Here is a 16537-nt window from a genome sequence, read left to right on the forward strand (position 1 = left end):
AAAAGAGGATGGCCCACGAGCCATCCTCTTTTCTTTTGTTCTCGACCCAATTATTTCGCACCGGCGGCTTGATACTTCGGCAGCGTAACGCGAGCTGATTTTTCTTTCTTTAGCCCAAGCGCCCAGTCGGCCTGCATCAACGTGTGGATGTCGCGGGTTCCCTCGTAGATCACCGCTGCTTTGCAGTTCCGCAGGTAACGTTCGACCGGATAATCATTGATGTAGCCGTTCGCTCCGTGGACCTCGATGGCCATCGACGCCGCTTTCTCCGAACGCGTCGTCGCCTGCCACTTAGCTAGGCTCGCCGCCTTTGCCGAAGGCTTGCCCTCGTTCTTCAGGTAGCCGCATTTCAGCCACAACAGATGCGCCATCTGGTAATCGGCTTCCATCTCGGCGATCTTCTGCTTTACAAGCTGGAAATTGGCGATCGTCTGGCCCTGCACCTCGCGGGTGTTGGCATAAGCGACCGAGGCATCACGCGAAGCCTTGATGACGCCGGTCGCACCGGCAGCCACCGTGTAGCGGCCATTCTCGAGCGAGAACATCGCGATCTTAAAGCCTTCGCCTTCCTGCCCGAGCATGTTCGCCGCCGGGACGCGGACGTCCTGGAGCGAAAAGTAGCCCGTATCACCCGCACGGATGCCCATCTTGCCGTGGAGCGTTCCGCTCGAAAAGCCCGGCATCGACCGCTCGACGATAAAGCACGAGATACCAGTGTGGTCGCGAACCTTTTGCTTTTCCTGATCGGTCCAGCAGAAAAACAGGAAATGATCGGCCGTATTGCCGAGCGAGATCCACATCTTTTCGCCGTTCAATATCCAGTCGTCGCCGTCGCGTTTTGCGTAGCTTCGCATCCCGACGACGTCCGACCCGGCGTTCGGTTCGGTCAGGCCAAAGGTCGCGAGCTTTTCGCCCTTCGCCTGAGGGACGAGGTATTTCTGCTTCTGCTCCTCGGTTCCCCAGGCGAGCAGGCTCATGCTGTTAAGCCCGACGTGGACGCTCATCGCGACCCGCAGGAACGTATCGCAGGCCTCAAGCTCTTCGCAGACTAAGCCGAGCGAGATATAATCAAATCCCGCTCCACCATATTCCTCCGGAATGCAGACGCCCATCAGCCCAAGCTCGGCCATCTTGTCAAAAACGCTCCGCTCAAAGTGCGCCTTCTCGTCCCACTCCTTAATGTGCGGAGCAACCTCGCCCGCACAAAACTCACGAACAGTATTCCTCAACTGCTCCTGCTCTTCTGTCAATTCAAAATCGATCACGACTGCTCCTTTTCGGAAAATCCTTTTGTGTTAATATCAGACTCGAAACAACTTAAAAGAATATCACCGAACCTCGGTCCAAGCGAAATATGCCAAATTCGAAACGCTTATTCACTCTTTCTGCGATACTCATCACCGTCGCTGCTCTCTTTTCATTCAACGCCCTTGCTCAAAGCCCGACCCCAGAAGCAATGCCGAAGCTGCTTTCGCAGCGAGAGCAGATGGAGGTTCGGGAGGGGTGGCTTAAGAAGCGGCTTGGGACGCTTTTGCCGGGGATGATGAAGCGGCATGGCATTGATATGTGGATCGTTGTGAATGAGGAATTTAACAGCGACCCCGTAACCCCACACATCACGCCGCCGATCCCGATCGTAGGCCGGCGGGACGTTTTCATCTTCATCGACCGCGGTGAGACGCTGGAGCGGATCGCGATGGTCCGCTACGACGAGGAGCGGCTTAAGAATCATTACCGGATGGTGATGCCCGCCCGCGATAAATTTGGCGAGGAGCTGAAAAAGATAGTCGATGAACGCAAGCCGAAGACCATCGCACTCAACATCGGCGGCAGCCGCGGCCAACAGAGCGGGCTTTCTTATGATTCCTACCGCTTTCTGGCGGAATCGCTCGGTGCGGAGAATGAAAAGAAGTTCGTCCCGGCGGCCGATTTGCTAGTGGAGTTTTTCGATACGCGGCTTCCCGAGGAACTCGAGCACTATCGCAACGCCGTTGCCGCAACCGAGATAATCGCCCGCCGTGCGTTTTCAAATGAGGTGATAACGCCGGGCAAGACGACGGTCGGCGACGTCCGCTGGTGGATGATGGAACAGGTCAACAAGCTCGGCCTGACCATCTGGTTCCAACCGGACCTCCGCATCCAGCGTCGGCGGGCCGCGACCGAGACGACCGGGCCGTTCCTCAGCACCGCAGCCGAAGCCGAGGTCATCCGTCGCGGGGACCTGCTCCATCTCGATTTCGGGCTGGATTACATGGGCCTCTCGACCGACTGGCAAAAGCACGCGTATGTCTTGAAGGAAGGCGAAAAGACCATTCCGGCGGGTCTAACGGCGGCGTTTAAGAACACGAATCGGCTGCAGGACATCTTGTTCTCCATCGCAAGACCGGGCATGACCGGCACCGAGGTTTACGAAAAGACAATGGCCGAGGTCAAACGGCAAGGCATTGAGGCGATGATCTACTCGCACCCGATCGGCACCCACGGCCATGGCCTCGGCCCGTCGATCGATTTCCGCGGTAACATCGGCGGCGGCGGGAACAAGATCATCCTCGGCTCGTATATGTCCATCGAGCTAAACACCTCAACGCCGGTCGCCGAATGGGGCGGGCAAAAGGTCACAATGATGGCCGAAGACGACGCCGTAATGACCGAAAAAGGCTACGAATTCATCCGCCCGCGGCAGACGGAGATATATATCATTCGATGATCGCAGTTGCTAAAGCTCTTAAGATCATCGGCCGCGAGGTGCTGGCTTTGCCGGCAGAGCGGGTTGCGATCGAGAACTCGATCGGCCGAATTCTAGCGGAAGATATAGTGGCTGATTCGGATATGCCGCCGTTTGATCGGTCGCAGATGGATGGCTATGCCGTGCGTGCGGCTGATACGAAAGATGCTCCGGCGGTGCTGAAGCTGGTTGGCGAGTCAGCCGCCGGCCGCGGCTGGAAGGGGCGAATGAAAGCGGGCGAAGCCGTGAGAATAATGACGGGAGCACCGATGCCTGCGGGTGCCGACGCAGTTCAGAAGATCGAGCTAACGTCCGAGGCCAATGGCAACGTCACACTCAATGAACCGACCGCAAAGGGCCGCTTCATAGTATCGAAAGGCAAAGAGGTTAAAAAGGGCGCGACAGTGCTTCGCCGCGGAACCCGCATTTCGCCCGCAAATATTTCAGTACCGGCGGCTTTCGGCTACGCGAAGCTGAAGGTTTCGAAAAGGCCGCGGGTCGCCATACTCGCCACCGGGACCGAGATCGTGCCCATCGCGAAACGCCCAAAGCCCGACCAGATACGCAACTCCAACTCATTGATGCTCGCCTCGCTCTGCCAATCCGCGGGTGCTGAGACAGTAACGCTTCCTACTGTCGGCGACAAGCTTTCCGAACTCACCGCCGCCATCGAAACCGCCGCGAGATCTGTTGATCTTGTCATAACGACCGGCGGCGTTTCGGTCGGTAAATATGACCTGACGAAGGAAGCGATCGCCGGACTCGGGGCGGAGGTTTTCTTTGAAAAAGTGAAGCTCAAGCCCGGCAAGCCGACCGTTTTCGCGAGGCTGCAAAAGGCATATTTCTTTGGCCTTCCGGGCAATCCGGTCTCGGCGGCGGTGACCTTTCACCTTTTCGTTCGGCGGGCGTTGATGCTGATGCAATCGGCGTCCGCCGTCGAGCTTCCAACTGGCTTTGCAATATTGGAAGGCGAGGCGAAAGGCACGCGTGAACGCGACTCTTATCTGCCGGCGAGCCTCGCGACCGACTCCAAAGGCCGCCTGCTCGCCGTTCCGCTCCGCTGGCATGGTTCATCGGATTTCATCGGCTTTGCGAGTGCCGACGCCCTTGTCAAAATTCCCGCCGGCGGTTCCCTCACGTCCGGCGAGGTGTGCGAAGTGCTCTTCCTTTGATACATTAGGCGCATTCACACTGAGCGAACCTATGAGCGATTTATCGCATTTTGATGAAGCCGGACGCATCCGGATGGTCGATGTTTCCGGCAAAGAACCGACGAAGCGCGTCGCCGTCGCATCGGGCCGCGTGATTCTTTCGCCGGAGACCATCGCAAAGCTCCGCGCCAATGAAACGCCGAAGGGCGACCCGCTCGAGATCGCCCGCATCGCCGGCATCATGGCCGCAAAACGCACCTCGGAGCTAATTCCGCTCTGCCATCAGGTGCCGCTTTCAAAGGTAAATATCGAGGCCGATTTGACGGATTCAGGCATCGAACTTCGGGCCAAGGCCATCACAACATCACAGACCGGCGTCGAGATGGAGGCGTTGACCGCCGTTTCGGTCGCGGCCCTAACGATATACGATATGTGCAAGGCCGTTCAGCGTGACATCGAGATAACCGACATCCGGCTCGAATCGAAAACCGGCGGCAAGGAAGACTACAGCCGCAGCTAGCCGCCGATTTTTCTTCGCTCCGGGCGAACTTTGCGGTAAACTGTTTCGTAATCTGTTTCAGACCTTTAAGGGGAGAAAATTATGCCTTACAAAGTCGCAAAAGAAGCCGAACCGCAGTTCACGTTGCTGCTTATCGCAACTCTGGTCACCATCGGGATCTGGATCGCGTCGTGGTTCATCCCGTTCGTCGGGTATATTTTCTACCCGCTCCAGCTTTTTGCGACGTTCATTCATGAAGGCGGCCATGCCTTGGCGACCGTCCTCACCGGCAACTCGGTGCAGAGCCTGGCGGTTTCGCCGGATGCGAGCGGCGTTGTTTGGTCACAGTCCTCGGGTTGGTTCTCGCAGCTATTTATCTCAAGTGCCGGTTATCTCGGCACGACCGCTTTCGGTGCCGCCCTGCTGGCCTGGATGCGTTATGGGTTCGATTCGCGTCTTGCCCTTTACATCTCGGCCGGAACGGTTGGGGTTCTGACGGTCGTCTTTGGCGTGCTTGCCCCGATCTGGAATCTTTTCTCCACCGCAACTTTCGGCGGGCTTGTTTTCACGGTAATTTCGGGCAGCATCATCGCAGCCGGCCTTTTTGCCGTGGCGAAATACGCCGAGATCAAGTGGGTCAATTTCGCACTCGCATTTCTTGCGGTGCAGACACTGCTTAATGCGTTCTTCGACCTGGTAAATCTTTTCTTCATCTCGACCTTCTCGAACGCCCAATCGGACGCAGCGAATATGGCGGCCGCCACGGGGCTTCCGGCCGTTGTCTGGGTGTTTATCTGGATGGCAATCTCGATCCTGATGATCTCCATCGGCCTGCGGGTCTATGCGGTCAGCAAACGGTCGGGTTCGTCGGACGCCCTTTTCGAAGATCAATAACTTATGCGAAGACTCCCGGCTCTCGGTTTTTTCTTGCTTGCATTTTCGTTTACCGTCGCGGCTCAGGTGAAAACACCCGAGCCGCCGGCCGTTAAAAAGCCATTTGCCGAATCGCTTCAGGCGGTTGTGGTGACCACGCCCGATTGGCCGACGGTCAAAGGCACAGCACGCCTCTTCGAACGCAAAACGCTTCGCGCAAAGTGGACCGCTGTCGGCGATGAATTCCCGATCGTGGTTGGTCGCAGCGGCCTTGGCTGGGCGATCGAATCTGCCCCCGAATCTGCAAGTGAATTCAAGAAAGAGGGCGACGGCAAGGCTCCGGCAGGGCTTTTTTCTCTGACCTCCGCCTTCGGCTCTTCACCGAAACCGGAACAACTCAACTATCCCTACACCAAGCTCGAAAGCTCGACCGAATGCGTCGATGACGCCGCCTCATCGCATTACAACAAGATCGTTGACCGCTTCAAGGTCGGCAATTTCGATTGGAAAAGCTCGGAGAAAATGCTTGCCGTCGGTGAGGAATACGGCCTCGGTGTCTTCGTCGCTTACAATTCCTATCCGGTCCGCCGCGGCGATGGTTCGTGCATCTTTCTCCACGTTTGGAAGGACGCCGAGACCGCGACCAGCGGCTGCACCGCGATGGAACGCCGAAATGTCGAGCGTATCGTCTCCTGGCTCGAACCGACCCGGAACCCGTATCTTGTCCAGCTGCCTGCTGCAGAGTACAAAAAGCTCCGAAAGAAATGGAATCTCCCGAAGCTGAAATGACGCTTGCCGATCTTCCGCTCGGGGCAAGGCTCCTGATCCGGGCAAAGACCGAATGGCGATTCGCTGCCGTCTCTCGCAAGTCCGAGGAACGCATCACGCTCTCGGTCGCATCTCCAAAGGGCCGAAATTACCGCATCGCCCGTCCGCCGGCGAGCCCGCTCGCAGGTGAACGCGGCATCCAATTTCTTGTCAGCGAATCTGCCGAACACTGGCGAGAGAATCTTTCCCGCATCGAACGCCGCTGGTAACCGCCGCCGCCTTTCACCCGCCCGACCGCTTTGCTAGAATCAAAGTTTGCCCTGCACACGGCGAAGGCTTCTATGAAGGCAGTACGACGGAAAGAGGAAGTGATCAGCGTCCGCGGCGCCCGCGTCCATAATCTCAAAAACGTTTCGGTTTCGCTCCCGCTCAATAAACTTACGGTGATCACCGGCGTTTCCGGTTCGGGCAAGTCGAGCCTTGCCTTCGACACCATCTATGCCGAGGGCCAGCGGCGTTACGTTGAGTCGCTCTCCGCCTATGCCCGCCAGTTCCTCGAGCGGATGGACAAGCCGGACGTCGATGAGATCCTCGGCATCGCTCCGGCCATCGCCATCAGGCAAAAGAACTCGACCCGCAACCCGCGATCGACCGTCTCGACGCAGACCGAGATCTACGATTACCTTCGCTTGCTTTACGCTCGTGCGGGCCAGACATTCTGCCACGTTTGCGGCCGCGAGGTGAAGAAGGACTCGCCCGAGTCGGCTGCCGATGAGACGCTCTCAACGCTCGCCGAGGGAACGCGGTTCTACGTCCTCTTTCCGATCAGTTCCGAAGCACTTGCACCGGCGAAAAAGCCGACTAAGCGAACAACAAAAGCCGTCAAGAACGAACAGGCTTTGAGCACGCAGGCACATCTGATGTCGCTGATGCAGTCCGGTTATGCAAGGCTTTATCGCGGCGGCGAGGTGATCGAACTCCAACGGCCCGAGGACTACCCGCACGAGGACCTGAACGATACTTTCGTCCTCATCGACCGCCTCAAGGCGTCGGCGGACATCCGCCAGCGGCTGGTCGATTCGCTCGAGACCTGCTTCCGCGAAGCACATTCGGCCATCATCGAAACGACCGACGGCACGAAGCTTAAATACGCCAACCGCTACATCTGCAAGTATGACGGCACCGTGTACGAAGAGCCGGAGCCGCAGCTTTTTAGCTTCAATTCGCCCTACGGAGCCTGCCGGACCTGTCAGGGTTTTGGCAATACGATCGGCGTCGATTACGGGCTCGTCATTCCCGATCCGCTCAAGTCGATAAAGGACGGAGCGGTCGAGCCCTTACGCGGCCGCAGTACGAATGGGCGCAGAAGGAACTGCTTCGCTATGCCGCCGCGGCTGGGATAGACATCAAAAAGCCATACGCCGACCTCGAGGATTATCAGCAGAACTGCATCGTATTTGGCGACGAAGGCTGGCGGGGCATCCGCGGATTTTTCGAGTGGCTTGAGACGAAGAAATACAAGCTCCACGTCCGCGTTTTTCTCGCAAAGTTCCGCGGTTACACCAAGTGTCCCGATTGCGGCGGCTCGAGGCTCCGACAAGAGGCCCGCGATGTGAAAATAGGCGGCCGCTCGCTGCCCGAGGTGCTTGATCTTTCGATCACCGATGCCGCAAAGTTCTTTAACCAATTAGAACTCGATCGCGAACGCGAGAAGATCGCTGAACGCCTGCTTGAAGAGGTCCGTCGGCGGCTCAAATTCCTCGTCGATGTCGGGCTCGATTACCTGACGCTCAATCGGCTTGCCTCCACGCTTTCGGGCGGCGAGGCTCAGCGTATTCAGCTCGCGACCAATCTCGGCTCGCTGCTCGTCGGCACGCTTTATGTGCTTGATGAACCGAGCATCGGGCTCCATCCGCGGGACAATACGCGGCTGATCAACATCCTCAAGCACCTTCGCGACATCGGCAACACGCTGCTCGTCGTCGAACACGATGAGGAGACGATGCGGACCGCCGATCACGTCATCGACATCGGCCCTGCCGCGGGCGAACTCGGCGGCGAGGTCGTTTACGAGGGCACGTATAAAGGGCTGCTCAAATCGAAGCAATCGCTGACGGCTCGCTACCTGAACGGCGAGATGGAGATCCGCGTTCCACAAAAGCGGCGGAAGCCGGGCAAGGAAAAGATCGCCATCACGGGTGCTCGCGAGAATAATCTCAGGAACGTCTCGGTCGATATTCCGCTCGGAATGCTCGTTTGTGTGACGGGAGTTTCAGGCTCGGGCAAATCGACGCTGATCCACGACGTGCTTTACGCCGGCATCAAGAAAATGCGGGGCGAATGGACCGGCCACGTCGGGCTTTTTAAGGAGATCACAGGCACCGAGAACATCGACGATGTCATCTTGGTAGATCAATCGCCGATCGGCCGCACGCCGCGTTCGAACCCGGTGACCTACGTGAAAGCTTACGACGCCATCCGCGACGTTTTTGCGGGCACACAATCGGCAAAGGCGAAAGGCTTTGGCCCGTCACATTTTTCATTCAATGTGCCCGGCGGCCGGTGCGAGGTTTGCCAGGGCAGCGGCACCGTTACGGTCGAGATGCAGTTCCTCGCCGACGTCGAACTCACCTGTGAGGACTGCCGCGGAACGCGATTCAAGCAGGAAGTGCTCGGCATTCGCTACAAGGGAAAAAACATCCACGAAGCTCTAGCGATGACCGTTAGCGAGGCAATACTTTTCTTTAAGGATGTGAAAAAGCTGGTGACGAAACTCCGCGTCCTGGATGCCGTCGGGCTCGGATACCTGCGGCTCGGCCAATCGGCGACTACACTTTCCGGCGGTGAGGCACAGCGTGTAAAGCTCGCCTCGCACCTTGCCCAAACGACCGCCTCGCGAACGCTCTTCATCTTTGACGAACCAACGACCGGGCTCCACTTTGACGACATCAATAAGCTGCTCGGAGCTTTTCGTGCATTGCTCGATAACGGTTCAAGCATCATCGTCATCGAGCACAACATGGACGTGATAAAGACAGCCGATCACCTGATAGACCTCGGCCCCGAAGGCGGAGTCGGCGGCGGCCATGTCGTCGCCATCGGCACGCCCGAAAAAGTGGCCGGCTGCGAAGCCTCGCACACCGGCCGTTATCTCAAAGATGTGCTTTGATCAATCATCACCAAACTTCTCGCGCCAGTGCGGGGCTATTTCTTCTAGCACCTTACAGTCGCAGTAACCGCCGTTTTCCGTCAGCCAAGTTGAGACCTTTGGGAAGCTGAGCCCGTTCTCCATCATGAACTGCATTGCATAGCGGAGGCTGTGGTTGCACTCCTTGTCGTACAGCTCGTCCTCGACAAAATCGAGTAGCTTGCTAATCGACTCTGCACCGGCCGGGAGCGAATCGAGAAAAGCCTCGAGCTCCTCGCCGCTAAGCTGCTGCAGTGATTCTATCTGTCGTTTTCTCACTATCGGCATAATGGTTTTCTACCACATTCCGGTCCGGCGGGCACGGTCCGGGATCTTTTATTCTTCGGCCTTCCGGCCGGCGTGTGCTTCTTCCTCTTCGTGTCGGCGGCGGATGCCGTCGCGGCCATCGTAGCGGAGAAAACCCGGCAGGAACAAAGCCGCGGCCAACACCGAAACGACGCACAAAATTCCGCCGGAAACGAGAGCGATCTTTACGCTGAACGACTCGGCCACGATCCCCATCTTTGCGCTGCCGAGCATCGGCCCGGTCAGATAGCTGACCATCTCGATGCTCGCCAGCCGGCCGCGGAGATGGTTCGGTATCGTCTGATTCCAGATCGCTCCGCGAAAGATGCCGGAGATCATATCGAAGAAACCGGCCGCCACAAGGAAAAGCAACGCGAAAACGATGCCGTCCGCCAGCCCGAATCCGATGATCGCAAATCCCCAAAGTACTGCCGCCGCCGTAACCAGAACTCCGTGGCGGTGAACCGACTTCGTCCAGCCGGAGGTCAGGCTCGCGACCAAGGCACCGAGTGCGATCGCGGCAGGAAAGAAGCCGAGATATCGCTCACCATAGATCACCGCAAGTGCCGGATAAAGCGCCTGCGGCATCGCGAAGAACATCGCGAAGATGTCGATGAAATACGTCCCGAGAAGCTCCTGCCGGCTCTTTGCGTATCTCAGTGCCTTGCGGATCGCATCGAGGCTCGGCCGCTCGGCATTCTCCGGCGGCGGTACGGCGCTGACGGCATAGACCGCGTAGATCGTCGCCGCAAACGTAACCAGATCGAGTGCGTAGGCGACCGAAGGCCCGAGCTTGACAACAATGATTCCCGCGATCGCCGGACTGATGATCGCCCCGATACTCCAGCGGATCGAGTTGAGCGCCATCACCGACGAGATCAGCTCCGGCGGAATGATCTTTTGTATGAACGATTCGAATGCCGGCCGCTGTATCGCGGCAAGGCCTGCGTGGACGGCTACACAAATAAAAAGCACCGAAACGTAGGGAGTTTCGAGCAGCGAATTGGCAAGAAGCGTCGCGGAGGCCGCCGCCTGGCCAAACTCGGTCAACCGGAGCAGCCGCCGCTTTTCAACAAAATCCGCTAGTGCTCCGCCGATGACGGCAAGCACGAGCATCGGCACGAACTCGGCGAGATAGATGTAGCCGACCATCGCCGATGAGCCCGTGAGCTCATACATCTGCCACGGGACGACGATGAACGTCATCATCGAACCAAAGAAGGAAACGAGCTGGCCGATGAAGAGCAGCCGGTAATCGCGAGAGTCCCTGAGCGGTGTTATGTCGAGGAGCATCGCGACGTCGCTACGCGGTCCCGTAGATCTTTAGTTTGAATTCGTCGTTCGAGGTATAGACCTCGGCCCGCCGGCGTGAGATCCGTTCGGATTGTTTGAGGATCATCGGGAGGCCGCCTTGCGGCACGTCGGGGCAATATTCGCGGCGGGTAAAGATGGCGGCGATCTGCGGATTGATCCGCTGGGTTATGCCGAACCGTATCGCCCGCGAGGCCGGTGGCACGAAGCCGTTCGTCCGCCGGGCGTTGATGAACTCGATCGAGTTGTCGTAGATGTTCATTCGCGAGCCGATATCGCGAAGCGCGAAGTCGCGATGAATGAGCATATTCGCAACCGCCTCGCGAACTGAATAGAGGTGATATTTCGAACGCGGCACGGCTTGCCCGTTCGTGTCGGCCTTTCGCTGTCGCGGGGCCGTCTTTTCGAGGTCGCAGTAGCGTTCGACGAACTGCATCATTGCCTCAAACTGATGCAGCAGATTGCCGCCGACGTCACGGCTCTCCACCAACTGTGCGTTGCCGTTCTCGCCGGAAAAGCGGCTGATCTTAACCGTGCTTCGCGGGAAGAGCGAGACCACGCTTTCTGTCCGGCCAAATAACGTCAGCCCGGCGACCGTCGGGAAAAATTCGTCGCCATTGCCCGCCGCGAGCAAGAGGTCTTTTCGCACGAGCTCTTTTGTATCAAACTGGCCCGGCAGTGGATTGATATCGGCGAACGCCTGGGCAAACGACCAAAGCAACCCTTCCTCGATGTCGCTTTCGGTTGCCGTAAAGAGCGGAATATTCTCGTATGTGAATGGCCGGATCTCGTCGAGCCATCGCGAGAGTTCGTCGCGGGTCACCTCCCGCTTTTCCGCGCCGAACCGCATGTAAAAGCGGCCGTCGCGGGTCCGGAAAGGCTTTCGCCGGGCATCGATATCAAGCGCGACAACACGCTTTCCGCTGTCAAAAGCGATGCTGTCGATCATCGGCACGATCGGCGGCACGATCTCCTCGCGGCAGATGCGGACAAGCTCGGCCTGCACCTCGTCGGGGTTGCTCAGCCCCTCGACCCGCAATTGGTCGTTCACACCAAAGATGATCGTCCCGCCATTCGTATTGGCGAGAGCGACGATCCCTTGAGCGATCCGCTCGGGATTCGAAAGCTTTACCTTTAATTCAAGGTAGGTATCTTCGCCGCCGCGGACAAGGCGCAGCAGTTCCGTCCGGGAGGTCACCGGATGGCTGGCATCCAAAAGATATTCTTGATGGGAGCGATCTGCCGGATTATCAAATCGCTGGCTATGTCGGAATCGTCTGCGGGCCATAAAATCCGGCGTGTGCTTTTTTGTCAAGACGGACCACACCTGTTTGTCCGCCCGGGCATCGGGGACCGGTCCCCAAGCCTCTGGATTTGTCCTTTCGGACTGTTTCTATTCAAACATGTGTAAACCCAAAAGTAAAAAATAAGCGTCGGGAAAAGCCTGGCATCGCTCCCTTGGGCGGCCGATTCCTTGTTTTTTGGTAGCGACTTGAAGTATTTTCAAGAGAGCTTTCACAAAAGTCAGACTCAAAACGTTCGATCGAACTGGCACTCCCCGCGGGAAGTCCGGGGTGAAAGCACGCAAACAATGGCGGCTAATAACGCGGCAGTAACAGCATATGTCGGGCTCGGTTCCGACCTTGGCGACCGGGCGGGAAATCTCCTGCTCGGCGTCCGCGGGTTGATCGAGGCGTGTTTTGAAGTAACCGCTATCTCATGTATCTATGAGTCCGAACCGATCGACATGGAAGGCGCTCCGGATTTTCTCAATATGGCCGTCGCACTGCGCTGTAAAGAGGTGACCCCGACCCAGTTGATGGCCCGACTGCTCCGGATCGAGTACAACCTTGGCCGGACGTCCAAGACCTTTCACAAGCCGCGGACCATCGATCTTGATCTGCTTTTCTTTGGCGAGACAAAGATGGACACACCGTTCCTCACGCTGCCGCACCCGCGTATCCATCTCCGAAAGTTCGTCCTTATGCCGCTGAATGATATTGCGCCGAAGCTTCGCCATCCGGTTCTCGGCAAAACGGTCGAAGACCTTCTTGCCGTAACGCCTGACGATTCGCGCATTGAGAAGTGGCTCCCCGCGGATGTAAACCGGGGCGTCGCCGCCGATGTCGCCGGCGTCTGATGCTAGACTTAAACGTCTGAAAGGAATAGACTAAACACCTTTTATGGCCTACCTTAAACCGGACAAACCCGAGAAGGTTTACGTTCCCGCACTTCGAGCCGCCAAAGAGAAGGGCGAGAAGCTCGTTTGCCTTACGGCCTATGATTACCCGACCGCCCGCATCGTTGACGAGGCCGGCGTGGACATCATCCTTGTCGGCGATAGCATGGGAAATGTCATTCACGGCTACGGGAACACGATCCCGGTTTCGCTTGAGGAAATTCTCTCGGCGACCAAGGCCGTAAAACGCGGCTCAAGCCGAGCGCTTACCGTCGCCGACATGCCCTACGGCAGCTATCACACCGGCGACAACAAGGCCGTGCGAAATGCCCTCAAGCTGATGAAATACGGCGGTGCCGAGGCCGTGAAGCTCGAAGGCGGCCGCAACCGGGTTGACCTTGTGAAACGCTTGGTCGATGAAGAGATACCCGTTATGGCACACATCGGCCTGACGCCGCAGTCGGTCCATAAGCTAGGCGGCTATCGCGTCCAGGGCAAAACGACCGACGACGCAAAACGTCTTATCGACGACGCATTGCTTCTCGAAGAGGCAGGAGCTTTCGCCGTCGTTCTCGAACTTGTGCCGCGCGAGGTCGCGGCCGTCATCACCAAAGAACTTAAGATCTCGACCGTCGGCATCGGCGCCGGTACCGACTGTGATATCCAAGTTCTTGTCCTGCACGACCTGATCGGGTTTACATTCGGCCGCCAGCCGCGGTTCGTCCGGCAATATGCCAACGTCAGCGGTGTCATTACCGACGCGATAACGCGATGGATGGACGACGTCCGCAGCGGCAACTACCCGGCCGAGGCCGAGTCGTATGGTTTGCCCGAAGACGTAAACCTGGAAGATTTGACGGCAACTATTCCGTTCTAAGTTCGTTATGGAGATCATTAATCGCCGACAGCGAATGGCCTCGATCACGCGCAAGCTTCGCCGTGAGAACAAGACCATCGCCTTTGTACCCACAATGGGGGCACTTCACGAAGGCCACCTCGCTCTCGTCCAGGAAGCCTCAAAACGCGGCGACGCGGTCATTGTCTCGATCTTCGTTAATCCGGCCCAATTTACAGACGCAAAGGACCTCGCAAACTATCCACGCGATCTGGCGACCGATGCGGCCTTATTGTCCGAGTTCGGCGTCGACTACATTTATGCTCCCGAGCCGCACGACATCTATCCCGAGGGCTTTTCAAGTTTCGTTTATGTTGAGGGGCTTTCCGAGAGCCTTGAGGGCGCTTCGCGGCCTGGCCATTTTCGCGGTGTCGCGACGGTTGTGACGCTATTGCTCAACACCATTCGGCCGGACTTCGCCTTTTTCGGCGAGAAGGACGCCCAGCAGCTTGCCATAGTGAAAAGACTGACCCGCGACATGGGCTTCGATACTGAAATTATCTCGGTCCAGACGGTTCGCGAACCGAGCGGACTCGCGAGGTCTTCGCGAAACGAACTTCTCTCGCCTGAGGATCGGGCTCGGGCGTCGGTGATCTACGCGGCACTCCATATGGCTCAAAATGCCTTCATTTCGGGTGAACGTAATGCTTCGAAATTGACTCAAATGGTAGAAAATGCGCTGAAGTCGGATCCTGACGTGACGCTTGACTATGTTGCCACAGTAAATGCTGAAACGCTGAAAGTCGTTGAGAGAGTTGGAGATACGGGCTCGATGATCGCGGTTGCGGCAAAGATCGGAGGTGTTCGGCTGATAGATAACATCAGATTAGGCCGCGGGCAGTAGTCTGGCACCTCTATTGCATCTAAACCGTGTAGGGCGAGGCATTTGCCGGCCCGAAAAAGTGATGAAAAACTATCTGAAAACGTTTCTCCTCTTTACCGTCTTCGCAATATCTGCAACGGCGGTCTCCGCTCAGGCAAGACTGACGACCGTAAACGGCGGTTCGTTCAATATCGAGGACCACAAGGGTAAGGTCGTCATAATGGCGGTCGGAGCTTCGTGGATTCCGCTCTCTGGAAAGCAGGTGGAATTCACCAATGTGCTTTCCCGCAAGTATGCCGGTAAAGACGTCGTTGTGCTCTATGTCGCTACCGATTCGGTAACGCAAGGAACGCGAAATTTTGCCTCGGCGGCGGATCTCAGCCAGTTCGCAACAAAGAACCGCCTATCGGCCACGATGATCCGAGACAATGACGGTGCATTTATGCTCAAGCACTATTCGCTTGATCAGGTACCTTCGTTCGTCATCCTCGGCAAGGACGGCAAGATGGTCGGCGAACCCTACGGCGGCATCGATCCGAAATACGACGTCACCGTCCCGATCTCACGCGTTGTCGATCGGCTGCTCTGATTCTCAATGGAAAATAAATCAAGAAAAAGAGGCTCCACTGCGAGCCTCTTTTTGTGTCTGTGGTTTGTACCTCTGGTCTGTGTCTTCGTTCTGTGCAGTCTGTGTTTTTTGCTCTTAGAAACCGCGGTCACTCTTTAGATCAACCATTCGGGAGCCATGAACCACAGAACATACAGAAGCAGAACCGAAAGCCACTGATTAAGCTCTCCACGGTAACGACCGCGACAGATCAAATCCAGACCAAGGTCTCAAAGCGCCTCAAGCCTTTTCACCTATTGCGGCTTCAAAACCGCGATACAGCTCATACACCAAATTGATCGGCAGGCCGACGACGTTCCAATAGTCGCCGCTGATGCCGCGAATGAAGAGCGCCGCCTGGGCCTGTACGGCATATGCTCCGGCTTTGTCGAGCGGGTCGCCCTCAAGTGCCAAAAACTCGATCTCCGCCTCGCTCATTTCTGCAAACGTCACGGCCGTCCGTTGTATTCCCGAAACTGCGGTTGAATCGCGAACGAGCGCGACGCCGGTTATCACATCGTGCACTTCGCCTGAGAGCAGACGGATCATCCGCCGGGCGTCGTCCATATCGGCCGGTTTGCCGATGACCTCGCCGCCGAGCACAACGGTCGTATCCGCCCCGAGTACGACGCGTCCCGGCCACTGGCCCGCGATCGCGGCCGCCTTTTCAACCGCCAGCCGCTCAACATAAGCCTCGGGGGTCTCGCCCTCGCGTAGGCTTTCGTCGATCTCCGGCACGTCCTTTACAAAGCTCCAGCCGACGGAAGCAAGTATCTCCGATCGCCGCGGGCTCCCCGAGGCAAGTACTATCTCCGGCAAAATGCCGTCTTTCTGGTCGTGATTTAGCATTTCTAAATGTTCTCGTTTAAGATGATATTAGATCGGAGCAGATTGGCAAATGGAGCGATTTTCAAACCTTGTACCTACTTTCGTCCGATCGCTGCCCGATGACCCGGACATTCTTGAGACCGTTATCGTATCGCTCTGGCGGCCGGCCGTTGGCGAGGCGATCGCCGAGGCCTCGCGGGCACAGAGTTTCACCAAGGGCCGGCTGGTCGTCGGCACTAAGGACAAGAATTGGAAAGCCCAGCTTGATTCGATCGCGCCGGAGCTGGTCGCTAAGATGAATCGTTTCCTCGGCAAGAGCATGGTCCGCTATATCGAGATCGCGGCCGCCCCCGAATTGTTTGCCGAGTCGAAAGAAGATTGACCA

General features: G+C 57.3%; 16 protein-coding genes and 1 pseudogene. 12 read left to right on the forward strand and 5 right to left on the reverse strand.

What is annotated here, in order from left to right; translation table 11 throughout:
- Nucleotides 1-50: 50 nt before the first annotated feature.
- Nucleotides 51-1265 (reverse strand): acyl-CoA dehydrogenase family protein, encoded by a 1215-nt coding sequence (locus tag IPM21_01785; protein ID MBK9162648.1) that lies wholly within the window; start codon nt 1263-1265, stop codon nt 51-53.
- Between the two features lie 89 nt (nt 1266-1354).
- Here IPM21_01785 and IPM21_01790 point away from each other — a divergent pair, with 89 nt between their 5' ends.
- From IPM21_01790 to uvrA, 7 genes and pseudogenes are all read left to right on the forward strand, one after another.
- A complete protein-coding gene (locus IPM21_01790) occupies nt 1355-2707 on the forward strand; it encodes a M24 family metallopeptidase (GenBank protein MBK9162649.1) in 1353 nt (450 codons plus the stop codon).
- Complete coding sequence (locus tag IPM21_01795; protein MBK9162650.1) at nt 2704-3897, forward strand: molybdopterin molybdotransferase MoeA; 1194 nt, start codon at nt 2704-2706, stop codon at nt 3895-3897. The genes IPM21_01790 and IPM21_01795 overlap by 4 nt, the downstream gene beginning before the upstream one ends.
- Before the next feature lie 31 nt (nt 3898-3928).
- Entirely contained in the window at nt 3929-4396 is a 468-nt protein-coding gene (gene moaC / locus IPM21_01800; protein ID MBK9162651.1) for a cyclic pyranopterin monophosphate synthase MoaC, read from the forward strand.
- An 81-nt stretch (nt 4397-4477) separates the two neighbouring features.
- Nucleotides 4478-5269 carry a M50 family metallopeptidase gene (locus IPM21_01805; GenBank protein ID MBK9162652.1) on the forward strand — a complete coding sequence of 264 codons (792 nt, stop codon included), beginning with the start codon at nt 4478-4480 and terminating at the stop codon, nt 5267-5269.
- Between the two features lie 3 nt (nt 5270-5272).
- Entirely contained in the window at nt 5273-6037 is a 765-nt protein-coding gene (locus IPM21_01810; protein ID MBK9162653.1) for a L,D-transpeptidase family protein, read from the forward strand.
- Nucleotides 6013-6285, forward strand: a complete 273-nt coding sequence (locus IPM21_01815) for a hypothetical protein (protein ID MBK9162654.1) — start codon at nt 6013-6015, stop codon at nt 6283-6285. The genes IPM21_01810 and IPM21_01815 overlap by 25 nt, the downstream gene beginning before the upstream one ends.
- Nucleotides 6286-6357: 72 nt before the next feature.
- Nucleotides 6358-9185 (forward strand): annotated as a pseudogene (gene uvrA, locus IPM21_01820) (excinuclease ABC subunit UvrA).
- On the opposite strand, the gene IPM21_01825 reads toward uvrA, so the two are convergent.
- Genes IPM21_01825 through IPM21_01835 form a run of 3 tightly spaced genes read right to left on the reverse strand, consistent with a single transcriptional unit; the run spans nt 9186 to nt 12108 of the window.
- Nucleotides 9186-9491, reverse strand: a complete 306-nt coding sequence (locus tag IPM21_01825; GenBank protein ID MBK9162655.1) for a DUF2695 domain-containing protein — start codon at nt 9489-9491, stop codon at nt 9186-9188.
- Between the two features lie 48 nt (nt 9492-9539).
- On the reverse strand, nt 9540-10802 hold the full coding sequence (locus tag IPM21_01830; protein ID MBK9162656.1) for an MFS transporter: 1263 nt from the start codon (nt 10800-10802) through the stop codon (nt 9540-9542).
- A 10-nt stretch (nt 10803-10812) separates the two neighbouring features.
- Entirely contained in the window at nt 10813-12108 is a 1296-nt protein-coding gene (locus tag IPM21_01835; GenBank protein MBK9162657.1) for a putative DNA binding domain-containing protein, read from the reverse strand.
- 303 nt (nt 12109-12411) lie between these two features.
- Between IPM21_01835 and folK the strand changes: the two genes are divergently transcribed.
- The 4 genes from folK (at nt 12412) to IPM21_01855 (ending at nt 15306) form a co-directional block, all read left to right on the forward strand.
- Nucleotides 12412-12960, forward strand: coding sequence for a 2-amino-4-hydroxy-6-hydroxymethyldihydropteridine diphosphokinase (folK, locus tag IPM21_01840; GenBank protein MBK9162658.1), 549 nt, complete (start codon nt 12412-12414; stop codon nt 12958-12960).
- Between the two features lie 43 nt (nt 12961-13003).
- On the forward strand, nt 13004-13876 hold the full coding sequence (panB, locus tag IPM21_01845) for a 3-methyl-2-oxobutanoate hydroxymethyltransferase (protein MBK9162659.1): 873 nt from the start codon (nt 13004-13006) through the stop codon (nt 13874-13876).
- Nucleotides 13877-13883: 7 nt separating this feature from the next.
- Nucleotides 13884-14738 (forward strand): pantoate--beta-alanine ligase, encoded by an 855-nt coding sequence (locus tag IPM21_01850; protein MBK9162660.1) that lies wholly within the window; start codon nt 13884-13886, stop codon nt 14736-14738.
- 61 nt (nt 14739-14799) lie between these two features.
- Nucleotides 14800-15306 carry a TlpA family protein disulfide reductase gene (locus tag IPM21_01855; GenBank protein MBK9162661.1) on the forward strand — a complete coding sequence of 169 codons (507 nt, stop codon included), beginning with the start codon at nt 14800-14802 and terminating at the stop codon, nt 15304-15306.
- 258 nt (nt 15307-15564) lie between these two features.
- Here the strand turns inward: IPM21_01855 and maf are convergent, their stop codons facing one another.
- Nucleotides 15565-16173, reverse strand: a complete 609-nt coding sequence (gene maf, locus IPM21_01860) for a septum formation protein Maf (protein ID MBK9162662.1) — start codon at nt 16171-16173, stop codon at nt 15565-15567.
- Nucleotides 16174-16222: 49 nt separating this feature from the next.
- Here maf and IPM21_01865 point away from each other — a divergent pair, with 49 nt between their 5' ends.
- Entirely contained in the window at nt 16223-16534 is a 312-nt protein-coding gene (locus IPM21_01865; GenBank protein MBK9162663.1) for a DUF721 domain-containing protein, read from the forward strand.
- The last annotated feature ends 3 nt before the right edge of the window (nt 16535-16537 follow it).

This window comes from Acidobacteriota bacterium, from assembly GCA_016716435.1.
Taxonomy (GTDB): Bacteria; Acidobacteriota; Blastocatellia; order Pyrinomonadales; family Pyrinomonadaceae; genus OLB17.

Bases quoted from the DNA above. Each gene is read 5' to 3' on its own strand.
- IPM21_01855 (MBK9162661.1), top strand. From the start codon at position 14,800: ATGAAAAACTATCTGAAAACGTTTCTCCTCTTTACCGTCTTCGCAATA.
- IPM21_01790 (MBK9162649.1), top strand. From the start codon at position 1,355: ATGCCAAATTCGAAACGCTTATTCACTCTTTCTGCGATACTCATCACC.
- panB (MBK9162659.1), top strand. From the start codon at position 13,004: ATGGCCTACCTTAAACCGGACAAACCCGAGAAGGTTTACGTTCCCGCA.
- IPM21_01865 (MBK9162663.1), top strand. From the start codon at position 16,223: ATGGAGCGATTTTCAAACCTTGTACCTACTTTCGTCCGATCGCTGCCC.
- IPM21_01815 (MBK9162654.1), top strand. From the start codon at position 6,013: ATGGAATCTCCCGAAGCTGAAATGACGCTTGCCGATCTTCCGCTCGGG.
- maf (MBK9162662.1), bottom strand. From the start codon at position 16,173: ATGCTAAATCACGACCAGAAAGACGGCATTTTGCCGGAGATAGTACTT.
- folK (MBK9162658.1), top strand. From the start codon at position 12,412: ATGGCGGCTAATAACGCGGCAGTAACAGCATATGTCGGGCTCGGTTCC.
- IPM21_01805 (MBK9162652.1), top strand. From the start codon at position 4,478: ATGCCTTACAAAGTCGCAAAAGAAGCCGAACCGCAGTTCACGTTGCTG.
- IPM21_01825 (MBK9162655.1), bottom strand. From the start codon at position 9,491: ATGCCGATAGTGAGAAAACGACAGATAGAATCACTGCAGCAGCTTAGC.
- IPM21_01830 (MBK9162656.1), bottom strand. From the start codon at position 10,802: ATGCTCCTCGACATAACACCGCTCAGGGACTCTCGCGATTACCGGCTG.
- IPM21_01810 (MBK9162653.1), top strand. From the start codon at position 5,273: ATGCGAAGACTCCCGGCTCTCGGTTTTTTCTTGCTTGCATTTTCGTTT.
- IPM21_01795 (MBK9162650.1), top strand. From the start codon at position 2,704: ATGATCGCAGTTGCTAAAGCTCTTAAGATCATCGGCCGCGAGGTGCTG.
- moaC (MBK9162651.1), top strand. From the start codon at position 3,929: ATGAGCGATTTATCGCATTTTGATGAAGCCGGACGCATCCGGATGGTC.
- IPM21_01850 (MBK9162660.1), top strand. From the start codon at position 13,884: ATGGAGATCATTAATCGCCGACAGCGAATGGCCTCGATCACGCGCAAG.
- IPM21_01835 (MBK9162657.1), bottom strand. From the start codon at position 12,108: ATGGCCCGCAGACGATTCCGACATAGCCAGCGATTTGATAATCCGGCA.